Consider the following 16,284-nt stretch of genomic DNA (forward strand, 5'->3'; position numbering starts at 1 on the left):
GATGCTGCTTCATTGTGTCGCGCGGCCGCGCGGGTTCAGTTACCCACGTTGTCGCGCACCCACTGCAGATACGCGTCGTGGCCGAGCGTCACCGGCACGGCGATCAATTCGGGCAAGTCGTGCGGGTGCAGTTCAAGCAGGCGGTCGCGGAGTGCCGGCAGACCGGCAGCGGTGGTCTTGATCAGCAGCAAATGCTCGGCGTCGCTGGTGACCGCGCCCTGCCAGCGATAGGTCGACTGCATGCCCGGCAGATGGTTGACGCAGGCAGCCAGCCGCTCGCCGACCAGGGTTTCGGCCAGCGTCCGCGCGCTGGCGGCATCGGGGCAGCTGCAGTAACAGAGCAGGACGGTGGCGGGATCGGAGGCGGTCATCACCGCAGCCTACCCGGGTTTGCCGGCTGCGGGCGGTCGCTGATTTTCCTCCGCGCACTTGAAACAGGGGGGCGCCCGCCCAATTAGCTGTGACATACCCGTGCACGAACATCTTGCAGCGGGATGCTATCCACGTAAAATTGGCACTCATTACCATCGAGTGCTAACAGGGTCGCCGGTCCGGATCCTGAAAGCCTTGCCCATCAATCACTTGAATAAGCTGAGGAGTTCTCCATGAGCACACTGCGTCCCCTGCACGACCGCGTCATCGTCAAGCGTCTCGAAGAAGAGCGGGTCTCCGCCGGCGGCATCGTCATTCCCGACAGCGCCACCGAAAAGCCGACCCGCGGCAAGGTTGTCGCTGCCGGCACCGGCCTGATCATGGCCGACGGCAAGATCCGCCCGATGTCGCTGAAGGCTGGCGACACCGTGCTGTTCGGCAAGTATGCCGGCCAGGAAATCAAGATCGATGGCGAGGATCTGGTGTTCCTGAAGGAAGACGACATCGTGGCGGTTATCGAAGGCTAAGAGCTCAGGAGAGAGTGGAGAGGAGTGAGAAAAGAGAGTAGAGCGCGCTCGTCGCGATCACTCCAGCTCACGCCTCTGCACTGCTCTCTCATTTCTCACTCCTCTCCACTCTTTTCTAAAGGTTTACTGATATGGCAGCTAAAGAAGTCCGTTTCGGCGAAGACGCCCGCGCCCGCATGCTGAAAGGCGTCAACACCCTGGCCAATGCGGTCAAGGTCACTCTGGGTCCGAAGGGCCGCAACGTCGTGCTCGAGAAGAGCTTCGGCGCGCCGACGATCACCAAGGACGGCGTGTCCGTCGCGAAGGAGATCGAGCTGGCCGACCGCTACGAGAACCTCGGCGCGCAGATCGTCAAGGAAGCCGCTTCCAAGACCTCCGACGTCGCCGGTGACGGCACCACCACCGCCACCGTGTTGGCCCAGGCGTTCATCCAGGAAGGTCTCAAGGCGGTTGCCGCCGGGATCAACCCGATGGATCTGAAGCGCGGTATCGACAAGGCCGTCTCGGCCGCCGTCGGCGAGCTGAAGAAGCTCTCCAACCCAACCGCGAACGACAAGGAAATCGCCCAGGTCGGTACGATCTCGGCCAATTCCGACACCAACATCGGCGACATCATCGCCACCGCGATGAAGAAAGTCGGCAAGGAAGGCGTGATCACCGTTGAAGAAGGCTCGGGCCTGGACAACGAGCTCGACGTGGTCGAGGGCATGCAGTTCGATCGCGGCTACCTGTCGCCGTACTTCATCAACAACCAGCAGAGCCAGCAGGTCGAGCTGGACGACCCGTACATCCTGATCCACGACAAGAAAGTGTCGAACGTACGCGAGCTGCTGCCGGTGCTGGAAGCCGTCGCCAAGGCCGGCAAGCCGTTGCTGATCGTGGCCGAGGAAGTCGAGGGCGAGGCGCTGGCCACCCTGGTGGTCAACACCATCCGCGGCATCGTCAAGGTCGCCGCCGTCAAGGCGCCGGGCTTCGGTGACCGTCGCAAGGCGATCCTGGAAGACATCGCGGTGCTGACCAACGGCCAGGTCGTGTCCGAGGAAGTGGGCCTGTCGCTGGAGAAGACCACGATCGCCGATCTGGGTCGCGCCAAGCGCATCGTCATCACCAAGGAAAACACCACGATCATCGACGGTGCCGGCGAAGCGGAGAAGATCCAGTCGCGCATCGGCCAGATCAAGGCACAGATCGAAGAGACCTCGTCCGACTATGACCGCGAGAAGCTGCAGGAGCGCGTGGCCAAGCTGGCCGGCGGCGTGGCGGTGATCAAGGTCGGTGCCGGCACCGAGATCGAAATGAAGGAAAAGAAGGCTCGCGTCGAAGACGCCCTGCACGCCACGCGCGCAGCCGTCGAAGAAGGCGTGGTCCCGGGCGGTGGCGTTGCGCTGATCCGCGCACTGAAGGCGGTCGAAGGCCTGAAGGGCGACAACACCGACCAGGACCTGGGCATCGCGATCACCCGCCGTGCGCTGGAATCCCCGCTGCGCGCAATCGTCACCAACGCCGGTGAAGAGGCGTCGGTGGTGGTCCAGCGCGTCAAGGAAGGCAAGGGCAACTTCGGTTACAACGCGGCCACCGGCGAATACGGCGACATGGTCGAGATGGGCATCCTGGATCCGACCAAGGTGACCCGTTCGGCCCTGCAGCACGCCGCGTCGGTTGCCGGCCTGGCGATCACCACCGAGGCGATCGTCGCCGAGCTGCCGAAGAAGGACGAGGGCCACAGCCATGGCGGCGGTGGCGGCATGGGCGGCGGCATGGGTGGCATGGGCGGCATGGACTTCTAAGCAGCTGATTGCCGCCATCAGCCCCGATGGCGGCAATCAAAAGCGGCGACCCATGGTCGCACTGTCCGGCAACAGCTCCTGCAACAGGAAAACCCCGCTTCGGCGGGGTTTTTCTTTATCCGGTATGGCCGTCCAGACGTCCGCTCCGTCAGAATCCGACAGAGGATCGCGCGACCTAGTTGGCCGTGGTCCCGCTGACCGCCTGGGCCGCTGGGGCTGACGGCTCATCGTCGCGCGCAGCCGCTGCCGCGAGCGGCGCGGGCCACAGCGTGTCCAGTTGGCCGCCGATGCGCAGCTGATCGATGCTGGCCATGGATTTGTCCAACTGCTGCTGCTGATCGCCCTCGGGCAGCGGCGGTGCGCCGGGCGCTTCGGTGAGCGCGGCCAGTTGCGGGCCGACCAGTTCGGTCAGCGCGAAGTAGGGATCATCGTGGATGCCGATGTGCGCCAGCAGTTTGCCCGGCAGCAGCCATGACGCGGTGTCGACCTGGCTGGGCTTGGCCGGCTGCTTCGGATCCACCAGCAACCACACACCGGGCTGGCTCAGCATGTCGCCGCCGTCGACGAAGCCGGCGGTTTGATAACTGTTGCTCAAGGCCGGCAGGTGGTCGCCGTAGAACACCACCACGCTGGGGCGCTGGCGTCGTGCCAGCAGCTTCACCAGCCGGCCGAGCTCGGCGTCGGCGTGTTGCAGGTGATACAGATAAGTCTGCAGTTCCAGCTTGTCGCGGCCGCTGATGCCGTCCGGCACCGGGATCGCGTCACGCTCGGCGACATGGGCGGGCTCGACGTCGTACGGGCCATGCGCCTCGATGCTGATCGCGAAGATGAATTGCGGCGGCCCCTGCTCCTTCAGCTGGGTCATGATTTCGTCGGTCATCGCGCTGTCGGCCATGTACTTGCCGTCGTTGGCCGCCGCGCGCGGGAACGAGGATTGCGAAACGAAGTGGTCGAAGCCGATCGCCTTGAACGCCGTGGTGCGGTTCCAGAACGCCGGGTCGTTGCCGTGCAGCGCCAGCGTGGAGTAACCATGCCGGTTCAGCGTGCGGACCAGGCCGGGCAGGGCCTGGTGGCTCATCTGCAGGTAGGGGAACTGCAGGTTGTCGAAGTAGCGCAGCGACAGGCCGGTGAGGAATTCGAACTCGGTGCGGATGGTGCCGCCGCCGAAGGTCGGTACGTGCAGCTTGCCGGTGATGCCCTGCGCGGCCAGCCGGCGCAGGTTGGGTGCGAAGTTGCTGTGCTCGTAGCCGCGCATGATGGTTGGATCGAAGAACGATTCGCTCTGCACCACCACGATGTCGGGCAGGTCGGCGGCCGCTGGCGACGACTGTATGGACTGCAGCAGGGCCGGCGCCGACTGCTTGATCAGTTGTGTCGCTGCGGCCCGGTCGGGCTTGTGCGCACCCTTGCCGTATTGCAGGTGGAACATCATCAGCGAACTGATCAGGCCGGAGTGGGTGGTGGTGGAGATCGCCGACCACGGTTCCAGCCACAAGGTCCTGGCGTTGTAGATTTTCGTCCACGTGGACAACCCGGCCAGCATGGTGATCAGCGCCAGCGCCGCCACGCTGCCGCCGAGCAGGCGGGGCAGTCGCGGGTGGCGCTCAAACAGCGGCGGCTCCAGCCGCCATGCCACCACGATCAGCGCCACTGCGGCCAGCAGGCCGAGGTACGGCCACGGGCTGTGCGGCAGATAGCCGGACAGCAGGTGCATGCCACCCTTGTGCAACTGGCCGACGATGCGGAAGTCGTCCGGCAACAGTGGCGTACCGAGATTGGCCACCTTGAGCACGTTTACCGCGTAAAGCAGACCCTGCAACAAAAAGGCCAGCGCAAATGACAGCACGGCGCGACGGCTGATCGCCAGCAGCACGGTCGCCAGCAGCAGCCCGGGCCAGGCGTTGGCCAGCGGGAAGCGCGCCTGGTCGAAGATGCGCAGCGGGGTCACCCCGACGCCGCCGTCCACCCAGCCGGTCAGCAGCACGAAGGCCAGCGCCAGCAGCGCCAGCAGCACCATGCGGGACGCGAGGATGCGGCGGCGGGAAACGGGTCGGGAAACAAGTGGCGGCATGGCAGTCCTGCGATTGCTGTCATGGTCTGGACGCGCCAATGTAATGGCGCCCAGATGAACGAGGAGTAGGCGTGGCCGGCGAGTGTCCAGCTTGCGCACACCTTGTTCAAGCCGCACTCACGCGTCGCACCGGTGCCGATGCTTGCCTGCCTTGCGGCACAATGCCGGGATGACGCATCCAGCCAGCCCCGCCCTGCGCGCACTGATCGATGACCGCTATGGCGAGCTCGCCATCCGCTGCCGTGCTGCCGGCGTGCCCCTGCACGACGACGCCGGCGTGGCCGAGCGCATCCGTCGCACCCTGCTGGCCAGCGATTTCGCCTTCGACACCTGGTGCCGGCAGCCGCAGTTGCTGGCGCCGGCCGGACTGGAGCGGCTGCGTTCGGGCAGCGACGCCAGTGCCCGCATCGACGCACTGAAACTGCCGCCGGACGAGGCCGCGTGCATGGCTGCGCTGCGTCGCTTCCGCCACGCCGAGGCGTTGCGGCTGGTCTTCCGCGACGCCAACGGGCTGGACGATCTGCCGGAGACCCTGTCGGCGACCAGCGTGCTGTACGAAGTATTGCTGGAGCGCGCGTTGGACTGGTCCGAACGGATGCTGGCCGAGCGCTACGGGCACAGCCGCGATCCCGGGGGCACGCCGCAACGCCTGCTGGTGATCGGCTTCGGCAAGCTGGGCGGCTCGGAGCTGAATTTCTCCTCCGACATCGACCTGGTCTTCGCCTATCCGCAGGGCGGCCAGACCGATGGCGCCCGTCCGCTGGACAACAGCGAATACTTCGTGCGGCTGGGGCGCCAGCTGGTGCGCCTGCTCAACGAGCCGACCATGGACGGCATCTGCGCACGGGTCGACATGCGCCTGCGCCCGTTCGGCAATGCCGGTCGGCTGGCGTTGTCGTTCGCGGCGATGGAGCAGTATTACCAGAGTGAGGGACGCGACTGGGAGCGTTATGCCTGGATCAAGGCGCGTCCGGTCGCCGGTGATCGTGTGGCGGGCCGGCAATTGCAGGAGTTGCTGCGGCCGTTCGTCTACCGCAAGTATCTCGACTACACCGCGTTCGCCGGCCTGCGCGAGATGAAGGCGTTGATCGACGCGGAAGTGGCGCGCAAGGATCTGGCCGACAACCTGAAGCTCGGCCCCGGCGGCATTCGCGAAATCGAATTCATCGTGCAGCTGACCCAGCTGATCCGCGCCGGCCGCGAACCTTCGTTGCGCGTGCGTGGCCTGCTGCCCGCGCTGACCGCGTGCGAGGCGCGCGGCCATATTCCCGCGGCGCGGGCGCAGGCGTTGCGGCTTGCCTATGGGTTGCTGCGCCGGGTGGAAAACCGGGTACAGATGCTGCGCGACGCGCAGACCCATGACATTCCCGCCGACGAACTCAGCCGCGAGCGTCTTGCTCTGAGCCTGGACTACCCGGACTGGGAAAGTCTGCAGGCCGCACTGGCGACCCAGCGCGCGATCGTCAGCGAGGAATTCGCCGCCGTGCTGATGCCACAGGGCGGTCGTGCCGCCAGCGTGCCGGTGGCCGATCAGCTGCTGTGGCAGCACGCCTGCGATGAATCGCTGGACGCGGGATTGCTCGAAGCCTCCGGCTTCGTGCCCGGCGCTGAACTTGGCGATGCGTTGCTGAAATTGCCGCAAGCCGCTGCGGTGCGCGCGATGTCGCCGCGGTCGCGTGAGCGGCTGGATCACCTGATGCCGCAGCTGTTCGAGGCGGCCCGTGCCAGCAAGGCACCGGTGCCCAGCCTTCTGCGCCTGATCCGGCTGATGCAGGCGGTGGCGCGGCGGTCGTCCTACCTGGCCTTGCTGGAGGAGCAGCCGGCGGCGCGGCGCCGACTGGTGCGACTGTTCGCCGACAGCGCGTTCCTCGCCGAACGGGTGATCGCGCAGCCGTTGCTGCTGGACGATGTGCTCGATCCACGCATCGATCAACTGCCGTTCAAGCGCGCCGACATCACCGCCGAGATTGCCCGCGTGTTGACCACGCTGGAGGAGCGCGAGGCCGAGGCGGAACTGGAGCGGATCAACGAGTTCAAGGCTTCGACCGCGTTCCGGCTGGGCCTGGCGTTCAACGACGGGCGCGCCGACGCGGTCGCCACCGCGCGGCGGTTGGCCGCGCTGGCCGAGTCGGTGGTCGGTGCCGTGCTGGCGCTGGCCGAGCGCGAACTGGTGGCCCAGCATGGCCGGCTGCCCGGCGAAGGCTCGGGCTTTTCGGTGCTCGGCTACGGCAGCCTCGGCGGCGAGGAACTGGGCTTCGCCTCGGATCTGGACCTGGTCTTTGTCTACGACGGACGTCGCGCGCAGGCGATGAGCGACGGCGCGCGGCCGATCGAAGGTTCGCGCTGGTACCAGCGCCTCGCCCAGCGCGCGATGAACTGGCTGACCGTGCTTACCCGCGGCGGACGCCTGTACGAGGTCGACACCCGGCTGCGTCCGGACGGCTCCAAGGGTTTGCTGGTGGGCAGCCTGGATGCGTTCGTGGCCTACCAGCAAAGCCGCGCGTGGACGTGGGAACACCAGGCGCTGTTGCGCGCGCGACCCGTGGCCGGTGATGCCGCGCTCAACGCCGAGCTCGCGGCGGTCCGGCGCGACATTCTCGGGGTGCCACGCGAGCCGGCCACCGTGCTGGCCGATGTTGGCAGCATGCGCCAGCGCTGGCGGGCCGAGCGCGACCGTTCCGATGAACAACTGTTCGACCTGAAGCAAGGCCACGGCGGCCTGCTCGACATCGAATTCGCGTTGCAGGGACTGGTGCTGGCCCACGCGGCGCAACAACCGGCGCTGCTCGGCGTCACCGCCAATGCCGGCCTGATCGAGGCCTGCCGCGCTGCCGGCCTGCTGGACAGCAACCAGGCCGCGATCCTGGCGGTGGCGCATGCCGATCTGCTGCAGCGCGCGCTGGCCTGCACACTCGACCTGCGTTCGCGCATCGCGCCTCGTGATGCGCAGCTGGCCGAGTTGTCCGGCAGCGTGCGGGAGGTCACCGACGCGCTCGGGTTTTCCTTCTGATTCGCGGGATGAGCTGGCGACGAATGGATGGCGGTGCTGGCGACCGCTCAATCCATCGACTGGCCGGATTGCCGCGCTGCGATCCGCGTACGCAGTTCGCTGGCGAGGCTGGCGGTTTCGCGTAGCGGCGGTATCGGTTCGGTGGGCAAGGGTGCATCCAGATCGTGCAGCCGCCCGGCGTCGCGCAGCGCGCGATGGAACCGCTCGATCTTCGCTGGCAGCGGTGCGTTGATCAAGGTTTGCACCGGACAGCCGACGGCGCAGGCTTCGCTGAGCATGTTCACCGAGTCGGGCGTGACGACCAGTTGGTCGGCCCAGCCCAGTACGCCGGGATAGGGATTGCTGCCGTCGTCGGGCCCGCTCCAGACCAGTCCGGGCAACCCGCGCAGCGCAGTGCGGAAGATCTCGACCAAGGCCGGCGGCGTGCGCCGCGAGGCCAGCACCAGCAGGCTGCCACCTTCCTGGCGCTGGTGTTCGAGCAGGTGCGCGAGCAACTGCCGGGCGTACATGTCATCCAGCCGGATGCCCTTGCGCGGGCCACCCAGCAGCACGCCGACCCGCGGTTGCGGCAACTCGCCAAGGCCGGGACAGGATTCCCGCCCGTCTGCCAGCCAGTCATCGTCGACCGCGTTCAGCGAGCCCAGTGGCTGCAGCACGCCGGGAGCCGCCACGCCATCGTGTCGCGGCGCGATCAGCGTGTCCCAGTGTGCGGGATCAATGCGCGGGTCGAGGATCTGCACGGTGTAGCAGTGACCATCGGAAAGGCTGCGCAGCATGCGGGTGAACAGCGCCGCGGCGCGCCCGCAGCCGATCGCCACGGCTGGCCAAGGCGGTGCAAACAGGTGGCGCTGACTGGTGGGCAGGGCGAGCGAATCGCCGAGTGTCAGTCGCGGTGACAGCCACGACCACGGTGCCCGCGGTTGCAGTACCAGGTGGCGCAGCGGCATGTGCAGGTACTCGGCCAGCGCCAACGCCTGGCGCTGATTGCCGGCAGCCGTGTCGGTGATCACCCAGCATTCGCCGTTGAGCCTCAGCATCGGCGCGGGTGTTCCGTCACTGTTTCTCGAATGAGCACTCTACGTTCTTCCGCCGGAGGGACTGTTCGCGCGCCACCGCCTATACACTGGCAGGATAGCGTCACTGCAGGCGCGTCTTTCAGAACAGAGGATACCGATGAGCGAGTTGCTTTCCGAGGCCAGCCTTGACCAGTTGTTCCGCGAGGCCCGCACCTTCAATGCCTGGCTGCCGAAGGACGTGGACGACGAGCAGTTGCAGCAGATCTATGCCCTGGCCAAGTTCGGTCCGACCAGCGCGAACTCCTCGCCGATGCGCGTGGTGTTCGTGAAGTCGAAGGCGGCCAAGGCGAAGCTCGAACCGTTCCTGTCCGAGGGCAATCGTGCCAAGACCATGGAAGCGCCGGTCACGGCGATCATCGCCACCGATCACGAGTTCTACGAGCAACTGCCGAAGCTGTTCCCGCATGCCGATGCACGCAGCTGGTTTGTCGGCAACCAGCCGTCGATCGACACCACCGCTTTCCGCAATGCCACCTTGCAGGGCGCCTACCTGCTGCTGGCCGCCCGAGCGGTGGGGCTCGATTGCGGCCCGATGTCCGGCTTCGACAATACCGGCGTGGATGCGGCATTCTTTGCCGGTACCGCGATCAAGTCCAACTTCCTGATCAGCATCGGCTACGGCGATGCCAGCCGTAACCTTTTTCCACGCAGTCCCCGCCTCACGTTCGATGAAGCCTGCACGATCGCCTGATTCCCCGGCCCGTACTCGCCACGCCGCATTCCCAGCACGCCCCATTCCCAGAAGGAGCAATCCCATGCATGCATTGAAGTATCTCGCGTTCGCCGGCCTGCTCGGCGCCGCCATCTCGGCCCAGGCCGCCCCGGTCACCTACAAGCTCGACCCCGACCACACCATGGTGTTGTTCAGCTGGAACCACTTCGGATTTTCCAATCCCACCGCCGACCTCGGCCTGGGCGAGGGCACCGTGGTGTTCGACGAGCAGCATCCGGCCAACTCCAGCGTCGAAGTGACCCTGCCGCTGGCCAGGCTCGACACCCATGTGCCGGCACTGGACGAGCACCTGAAGAAGCCCGACTTCCTCAATGCCGATCAATACCCCGTGGCGACCTTCAAGAGCACGGCGGTGCAGCCGCTGGGTGGCAACAAGTTCAAGGTGACCGGCAACCTCACGGTGCACGGCGTGACCCGGCCTGTGGTGCTGGACGCGACGCTGAACAAGGTCGGTCCGCATCCGATGAGCAAGGCACAGTCGATCGGTTTCGACGCCACTGCCAGCATCAAGCGTTCGGATTTCGGCGTGGGCGCCTATGTGCCGAACGTGAGCGACGAGATCGCCATCCGCATCACCACCGAGGGTTCGGTGCCGAAACAGAAGTAGGTTTCTGCCTCACGAAAAAACCGCGCCGGTGACGGCGCGGTTTTTTCGTGTCTGCGCGAGGCTGATCAGTTCGACTTCACACCCGCATCCTTCATCGATTCCAGCTTGCCCAGGTCGATGCTGCCAACGGCCTGTTTCAGCTGGTCGATGCTGTCGACATTGCCATTGGCTTTCACCGTGAAGCGCTTGCCGACCACCACGCTGTATTCGCCGTACTTCGATTGCGTGTCCCATGCCTCGTGGACCAGGTTGCCGCCGGCGCTGTAGGTTTTCTCGTAGCCGTGGTCGGTCTGCTTCTCTTCTTCCGGTGCCATCGCAGTGGCCAGCGACATCAGGCCCTTGGCGCCGCCGGTGTCGGAAACCTCGAGGCTGATGTGCTGGCCGTTGTCGGCCGAATAGTCGGCGCTGGCCTGCGAGATCTGCATGCCCATGGCCTTGTTGCGTTCGGCCGACAGGCTGCTGCGCTTGAGGTTGCCCAGGCTGTCCGGCAGGAACGCCTTGATCTGCTCCGGCGCGAGGGCTTCGACGGTGCCATCGGTGCCGGCCATGGCGCCCATCATCTTGCCCATCGCGGCGGATTGCGCGGCGCTGTCGCCGGACTTCTGCGCCGCGTCCATTTCCTTGCCGGCCTGCTCGGCACGCTTGCCCATGGCGGCCAGCTGGCCCAGCGCGCTGTTGCCATCGATGGTCACGCTGTCGCCGTTGCCGTTGGTCACATGCATGCCACCCATCGCCGCGCCGGACATCGCCGCGGTGCCGACCACGCCGATGACGATCGCGCCGACCACCCAGCTCAGCACGATCGCGATGATCACGCTCACCGCGGTGTAGCCGGCGGATTTTTCCGGCGGACATTTCATCGTCTGCGGCAATCCGAGATAGAGCAGGTAGATCGCGTACACCGCGCCGGCGAGCGCGATCAGCCAGCCCAGCCAGGGCACGATCACCGCGATGCCGGCGATCCAGCTGGCGGTCCATGAGTAGGCGACGGTCTTGAGTGCCTGCACCATGTCCTTCTGGCCGCCAAAGCTGGGGGCCAGGGCGTTGATGACCAGCGCCACCAGGTACACCACCACCAGCGACAGCAGGTAGCCCAGCACCATGCGGGTGAGGCCGCCACCCATCGAGTCGCGCACGGTGATGCCGAACACGCTGGTGCCGATCAGGGTGCCCTTGATGAAGGTGGCGATTGCCGGCAAGGCGGCGATGAGCAGGATGTAGCTGGTGTAGAGGCTGTTCACCGTGGCCGGTTCGGCGGCGACCACCGGCCATTCGGTGCTCGGTGAGGTCAGGATGGACTTGACGCGTTCAACGATCTTTCCTGAATCCATGATCAGCTCCCAGGCTTTTGCGATGGGCCCGGCACCAGGCGCGGGCGTGGACGGGTTTGCTTGGCTTCACGACATTCACCGCCGCAGCCTCACGGCTGGAAGCTGTGCGCGGCCTCTTTGGGTACCCTTGGCTGTCCCCCGACAGAAGGCTGCAGCCTGCTACCATTTGCGGCCTGATGTCCAGTCTGGAGTTCGCTGATGTCACCCCCCCGCTCCGCGGCGGCACCGATGGTGCCGGCAAATGCCGAAAATCGTTATGAAGTGACGCGCGCGGACCTGCCGCTGTCCTGCCCCATGCCCGGCATGGAGCTGTGGAATTCGCATCCCAAGGTCTACCTGCCGATCGTCGACGATGGCGGCGAGTCAGTCTGTGCTTACTGTGGCGCCTGTTACGTCCTGCGCGACTGATCTTTCGAGCTCGTTGCAGCCCTCGGCGGCATTGTTCTTGCTTGCCTTTATGGAATGAAAGCCGCCAGCCCCGAGCTCATGTCCAGCATTGCCGTTCCCGCCAAGCTGCTGACTGTGGTCCAACTGATCCCCGCGCTGCATTCCGGTGGCGCCGAGCGGTCGGCGTTGGAGATCGGGCGCGCGCTGGTCCAGGCCGGCCATCGTTCGGTGGTGATCTCGGCCGGCGGTCGGCTGGTGGAGCGGCTGCAGGCGGAAGGCAGCGAGCACATCAGCCTCGATATCGGGCGCAAGTCATTGTCCACGCTGGGCCATCTGGGCACCCTGCGGCGATTGCTGCGCGAGATCAAGCCGGACATCGTGCATGCGCGCTCGCGGCTGCCGGCGTGGATGGGCTGGTGGGCCATGAAGGGCATGACGCCGCGGCCGCACTTCGTCACCACCGTGCACGGCCTCAACTCGCCCGGGCGCTACAGCGCGATCCTGCTGCGCGGCGAGCGGGTGGTGGCGGTTTCGCAGACCATGCGCGACTTCGTGCTCAGCCATTACCGCTGGCTGGAGCCGGGCAAGGTCAAGGTGATTCCGCGCGGCATCGACCCGCTGGCATTTCCCTATGGACATCGGCCGGACGACGCCTGGCAGAAGGCGTTCTTTGCCGAATTTCCCGCGCTGACCGGTGCGCCGCTGCTGACCCTGCCCGGTCGCGGCACGCGACTGAAGGGGCACCACGATGCGATCGAATTGCTGGCCGATCTGAAGCGTCGCGGGATCGAGGCGCGCCTGCTGCTGCTGGGCGTGATCGAGCCGGGCCGCGAGGCCTACGTGGCCGAACTGCGGGAATTGATCCGCTTGCGCGGGGTAACCTCGCAAGTGGTGCTGAGCCCGCCGCGCGACGACGTGCGCGATGTCTACGCGATCTCGGCGCTGGTGCTGCAGTTGTCGAACAGGCCGGAGTCGTTTGGCCGCACCGTGGTCGAGGCGTTGTCGCTGTGCCGTCCGGTGCTTGGCTACGCCCACGGCGGCGTCGGCGAATTGCTGGCCGAGCTGTATCCGGCCGGTCGGGTGCCACTGGGCGATCGCGAGCGACTGGTCGAGCGCGCTGCCGAGTTGCTGCGCGTGGCTCCGCCGATCTCGCCACTGCAGAGCTATCGCCTCAGCGACATGCAGCACGCCACGCTCGCCCTGTACGACGAAGTCGTTTCGGGCTGAGGCTGTGTCGGCCTGCGGTTGAGGCCATCGGCGTGCCCTCGCGCTCGCCTACAATGCGGGATCGTCGTCACCCGGTCCACGCATGAATTCCTTCGGCACCTCACTCAAGGCTGCATTGCGCTCGCCGCTGTTGCCGTTCTGGCTGGTGATCGCGCTGCTGCCCTTCGGACGCAGCGCCGAGCTGGGCACTCTGTTGTGCCTGCTCGGCGTGGTCATGCTGTTTGCCCGCGACCCACAGGCCTTGCAACAGCACGCGGGCGCGCGGTTGCTGCTCTGGTTGCTGGCGGCGTACGTCGGTGCGGCGCTTTTTTCGGCGATCGACGCGATCCGGCCAGGCAAGAGCTGGAGCACGGTGGCGGCCTTGCTGCGTTATGCCCCACTGGGTCTTTATGCGTGTTTTGCAATCCGCCGCGAGCGCAAGCTGCACGCTCTGTATGTGGCGATCGCCTGGGTGCTGGCGCTGTGGTGTGCCGATGCCTGGGTGCAGGCCTTTACCGGCTGGAGCCTGGGCGGTCCGGCCGAAGCCGAGCGCGTCTCGGGCATCTTCGGCGCGGACAACCTCAAGTTGGGGCCGACCCTGGCGGTGTTGTCGCCGTTTGCGCTGTGGGCGGCGCGGCGGCGCTGGGGGCTGCCGGGCTTGCTGCTGGCCTTCTGCCTGATCCTGGGGCCGGTGTTGCTGGCCGGCTCGCGCGCCGCATGGTTGTGCTACGCGCTGGTGGCCTTGGGCTTTGCCTGGCGTGAGGCGCGCTCGCCGTTGCGCTTTGCCGGCTTGTGCGTGGCCGCCGCCTTGCTGCTGGCGCTGGCCGGTGGCCTGGCCTGGAAGACCTCGACACGTTTTCACGACCGCATCGACCGAAGCCTGCTGGCCCTGCAGGGCACCGACCAGTCGCTGGACACCGCGCTCAGCGGTCGGATCGACATCTGGCATGCCAGCGTCGGCATGTTCGCCGCTCACCCGATCAACGGCGTGGGCGTGCGCGGCTTTCGTTACGCGTATCCCCAATACGCATCGGCCAATGATCACTTCGTGGTCTCCGCCGAGGCCTGTGGTGTCGGCGAGGGTGCCTGTCACGCGCACCAGCTGGTGCTGGAAATACTCACCGAGACCGGTGCGCTGGGCCTGCTGCTGTGGCTCGCCGCGGTCGCGCTGGCGTGGCGCGCGTCGCGACGGGTGGGTGCGGCGGCGCGCGCGCGCGCGTTCCCGGTCACCCTGGCGTTGGGCGTGATGCTGTTTCCCTTGAACACCCATCTGGCCTTCTATTCGGCATGGTGGGGCCTGCTGTTTGCCTGGTTGCTCGGCCTGTGGTGCGCGAGTCTGTCTGTGGCCGGCATCCCTGCCGACCACGAAGAGCCCGGCATCCGTGGAGAACTCCCCAGGGAAGCGCTCCTCCGGGAGGGCCATGATGGGGCGTGAACCGTTGTCGGTGGTGGTGACCACGTTCAACAGCGCCGCCACCCTGGATGCCTGCCTGCGCGGGGTGAGTTGGGCGGACGAGATCGTGGTGCTGGACTCCGGCTCCAGCGACGCCAGCCTGGCGATCGCCGCCCATTACGGCGCGCGTATCCATGCCCAGCCGTTTGCCGGCTACAGCGCGCAGAAGCAGGCGGCGATCGATCTGGCCAGCCATCGCTGGGTGTTGCTGCTCGATTCGGACGAGTCGCTGGACGAGGCGGCGGTCGCACCGTTGCAACAGGTACTGCTGGCGCCGGCACACGCCGGTTACCAGTTGTGGCGGCGCGAGTGGCAGTTCTGGCGCTGGCAATCGCCTCGCGCACGACTCAATCATTACGTGCGGCTGTTCGATCGCCAACATGCGCGCATGAGCGGGCATGAAGTGCACGAAGAGGTGCAGGTGGATGGCACGGTCGGCGTACTCGATGTGGTCATCGACCATCACGGCGAACCCGATATCGCCGGGCGCGTGGCCAAGGCGGACCGCTATTCCAGCCTGCAACTGGTCGACCTTGCCGCGCGCCGGGTGAGCTGGTTGCGCCTGCGCGTGGTGGCCTATCCGACGGTCGCCTTCCTGCGTTACTACCTGCTGCGCGGACATTGGCGCTCCGGCTGGGCCGGCTTCATCGCTGCGCGCATCCATGCGTTCTACGCGTTCCTGAAGTACGCCAAGCTGTATGAACAGCGTCGGTCTCGACGAGAGTCCAGCGAGCCGCGTGGCCAGCAATGAATCGAGCGCGGTTGATTCAGCCCGCCAGTGCCAGTTCGCCGCGTTGATCGAGTGAGGCCAGCAACATCGCGCAAGCTTCACGGCGCAGCGCCTCGCGCTGTCGGAAGGCACTGCGGTGTTTGCTCATCACCAGGGCTTCGTCGCGGACCGGGTCGCTTACCGGCAGTTCGTAAAACCCTTCGCCATCAAGGACGCCTTCGCATTCCAGCCAGAAGCTGTCGTAGTCGGCCTTGATCTTGCCGGCCTTTCCGGCGAAAGGATGCGCCGCATTGGTCACCCCCCGGATGTGCGCGATGCCATGGCGGCAGGCGAATGCGCGCAGCAACGACAGCAACAGGTTCTTTGGACGCAGGCCGTAACTCTGCTTGGTCAGTTCGCGCACTGCTTCGCGGCCCAGCCCGGCCGCCGCTCCCTGCACGCACCCGAGCAGGAGGGTACGGCCCGCATCGGCGATGCTGAAAATCATCGAGGAGAGCAGTTCGCCCTGCGCATCGGCCAGACACAGGCACAATTCGCCCTCGCGGCCGCGACCGGTGGGTCGGCGCAACTCGATCGCCAGCGTGCTGCGGTCTTTCAGTCGCAACGTTCCGACCGGGTGGCGGCCGCGCAGATGGATTGCCTCGCACATGTCCGGCGGCAAGACCGCCATGACGCTGCGATAGTGATCGGCAAGGATCGCATAACGTCGGGCCTGTCCAAGTTGCCGGTTGATGTAGTGGTGTTGCGCGCGCTCAAGCAGCCGTGGGTCGGCCGCCAACATTGCGCACAACTGGGGACTGCCGTAGACCAAGTCCAGCCATGCCGCATGCAGCCCGGCACTGCGCGCGCTGCGCAACACGTACTTGATGGTGGCGCCGGTCTGCTGCAAGGCAGTGCCACGTCCATTGCGGCGATCGCGCAAGGAGCGATAGAAAAGTTGAACTGACATGTCATCGCGGAGGAGGGTGGGTCGGCATATTTTCGCCGGCCGGTC

The 16,284-nt window shown here is 66.3% G+C and carries 14 protein-coding genes; 9 read left to right on the forward strand and 5 right to left on the reverse strand.

The window, feature by feature from the left end; genetic code table 11:
- Positions 1 to 35 precede the first annotated feature (35 nt).
- A complete protein-coding gene (gene cutA, locus ACQGNJ_RS03620; protein ID WP_426687868.1) occupies positions 36 to 371 on the reverse strand; it encodes a divalent-cation tolerance protein CutA in 336 nt (111 codons plus the stop codon).
- Positions 372 to 605: 234 nt separating this feature from the next.
- Between cutA and ACQGNJ_RS03625 the strand changes: the two genes are divergently transcribed.
- Positions 606 to 899 carry a co-chaperone GroES gene (locus ACQGNJ_RS03625; RefSeq protein WP_281013506.1) on the forward strand — a complete coding sequence of 98 codons (294 nt, stop codon included), beginning with the start codon at positions 606 to 608 and terminating at the stop codon, positions 897 to 899.
- Between the two features lie 131 nt (positions 900 to 1,030).
- Positions 1,031 to 2,686 (forward strand): chaperonin GroEL, encoded by a 1,656-nt coding sequence (groL, locus tag ACQGNJ_RS03630; protein ID WP_426687869.1) that lies wholly within the window; start codon positions 1,031 to 1,033, stop codon positions 2,684 to 2,686.
- A 175-nt stretch (positions 2,687 to 2,861) separates the two neighbouring features.
- Here groL and ACQGNJ_RS03635 read toward each other — a convergent pair whose 3' ends face one another.
- Positions 2,862 to 4,757, reverse strand: coding sequence for an LTA synthase family protein (locus ACQGNJ_RS03635; RefSeq protein WP_426687870.1), 1,896 nt, complete (start codon positions 4,755 to 4,757; stop codon positions 2,862 to 2,864).
- 169 nt (positions 4,758 to 4,926) lie between these two features.
- Between ACQGNJ_RS03635 and glnE the strand changes: the two genes are divergently transcribed.
- Positions 4,927 to 7,767, forward strand: coding sequence for a bifunctional [glutamate--ammonia ligase]-adenylyl-L-tyrosine phosphorylase/[glutamate--ammonia-ligase] adenylyltransferase (gene glnE, locus ACQGNJ_RS03640; protein WP_426687871.1), 2,841 nt, complete (start codon positions 4,927 to 4,929; stop codon positions 7,765 to 7,767).
- Between the two features lie 47 nt (positions 7,768 to 7,814).
- Here glnE and ACQGNJ_RS03645 read toward each other — a convergent pair whose 3' ends face one another.
- The gene (locus ACQGNJ_RS03645; RefSeq protein WP_426687872.1) at positions 7,815 to 8,804 is read right to left on the reverse strand and encodes a mitochondrial fission ELM1 family protein; all 990 of its coding nucleotides are present in this window, start codon (positions 8,802 to 8,804) and stop codon (positions 7,815 to 7,817) included.
- Positions 8,805 to 8,940: 136 nt separating this feature from the next.
- On the opposite strand from ACQGNJ_RS03645, the gene ACQGNJ_RS03650 reads away from it, so the two are divergent.
- Positions 8,941 to 9,534, forward strand: coding sequence for a malonic semialdehyde reductase (locus ACQGNJ_RS03650; protein ID WP_426687873.1), 594 nt, complete (start codon positions 8,941 to 8,943; stop codon positions 9,532 to 9,534).
- 64 nt (positions 9,535 to 9,598) lie between these two features.
- The gene (locus tag ACQGNJ_RS03655) at positions 9,599 to 10,183 is read left to right on the forward strand and encodes a YceI family protein (RefSeq protein ID WP_426687874.1); all 585 of its coding nucleotides are present in this window, start codon (positions 9,599 to 9,601) and stop codon (positions 10,181 to 10,183) included.
- 65 nt (positions 10,184 to 10,248) lie between these two features.
- Here ACQGNJ_RS03655 and ACQGNJ_RS03660 read toward each other — a convergent pair whose 3' ends face one another.
- Positions 10,249 to 11,514, reverse strand: coding sequence for a Yip1 family protein (locus ACQGNJ_RS03660; protein WP_426687875.1), 1,266 nt, complete (start codon positions 11,512 to 11,514; stop codon positions 10,249 to 10,251).
- A gap of 198 nt (positions 11,515 to 11,712) precedes the next feature.
- Here ACQGNJ_RS03660 and ACQGNJ_RS03665 point away from each other — a divergent pair, with 198 nt between their 5' ends.
- The 4 genes from ACQGNJ_RS03665 (at position 11,713) to ACQGNJ_RS03680 (ending at position 15,311) form a co-directional block, all read left to right on the forward strand.
- The gene (locus ACQGNJ_RS03665) at positions 11,713 to 11,922 is read left to right on the forward strand and encodes a zinc-finger domain-containing protein (RefSeq protein WP_426687876.1); all 210 of its coding nucleotides are present in this window, start codon (positions 11,713 to 11,715) and stop codon (positions 11,920 to 11,922) included.
- Between the two features lie 78 nt (positions 11,923 to 12,000).
- Complete coding sequence (locus ACQGNJ_RS03670; protein WP_426687877.1) at positions 12,001 to 13,128, forward strand: glycosyltransferase; 1,128 nt, start codon at positions 12,001 to 12,003, stop codon at positions 13,126 to 13,128.
- Between the two features lie 82 nt (positions 13,129 to 13,210).
- Entirely contained in the window at positions 13,211 to 14,542 is a 1,332-nt protein-coding gene (locus tag ACQGNJ_RS03675; RefSeq protein ID WP_426687878.1) for an O-antigen ligase family protein, read from the forward strand.
- Entirely contained in the window at positions 14,532 to 15,311 is a 780-nt protein-coding gene (locus ACQGNJ_RS03680) for a glycosyltransferase family 2 protein (protein ID WP_426687922.1), read from the forward strand. Before ACQGNJ_RS03675 ends, ACQGNJ_RS03680 begins: the two co-directional genes overlap by 11 nt.
- A gap of 16 nt (positions 15,312 to 15,327) precedes the next feature.
- On the opposite strand, the gene ACQGNJ_RS03685 is transcribed toward ACQGNJ_RS03680, so the two are convergent.
- Entirely contained in the window at positions 15,328 to 16,239 is a 912-nt protein-coding gene (locus ACQGNJ_RS03685) for a VirK/YbjX family protein (RefSeq protein ID WP_426687879.1), read from the reverse strand.
- Between the last annotated feature and the right edge of the window lie 45 nt (positions 16,240 to 16,284).

The organism is Rhodanobacter ginsengiterrae, assembly GCF_050026815.1.
In the GTDB taxonomy this organism is placed as follows: domain Bacteria; phylum Pseudomonadota; class Gammaproteobacteria; order Xanthomonadales; family Rhodanobacteraceae; genus Rhodanobacter; species Rhodanobacter ginsengiterrae.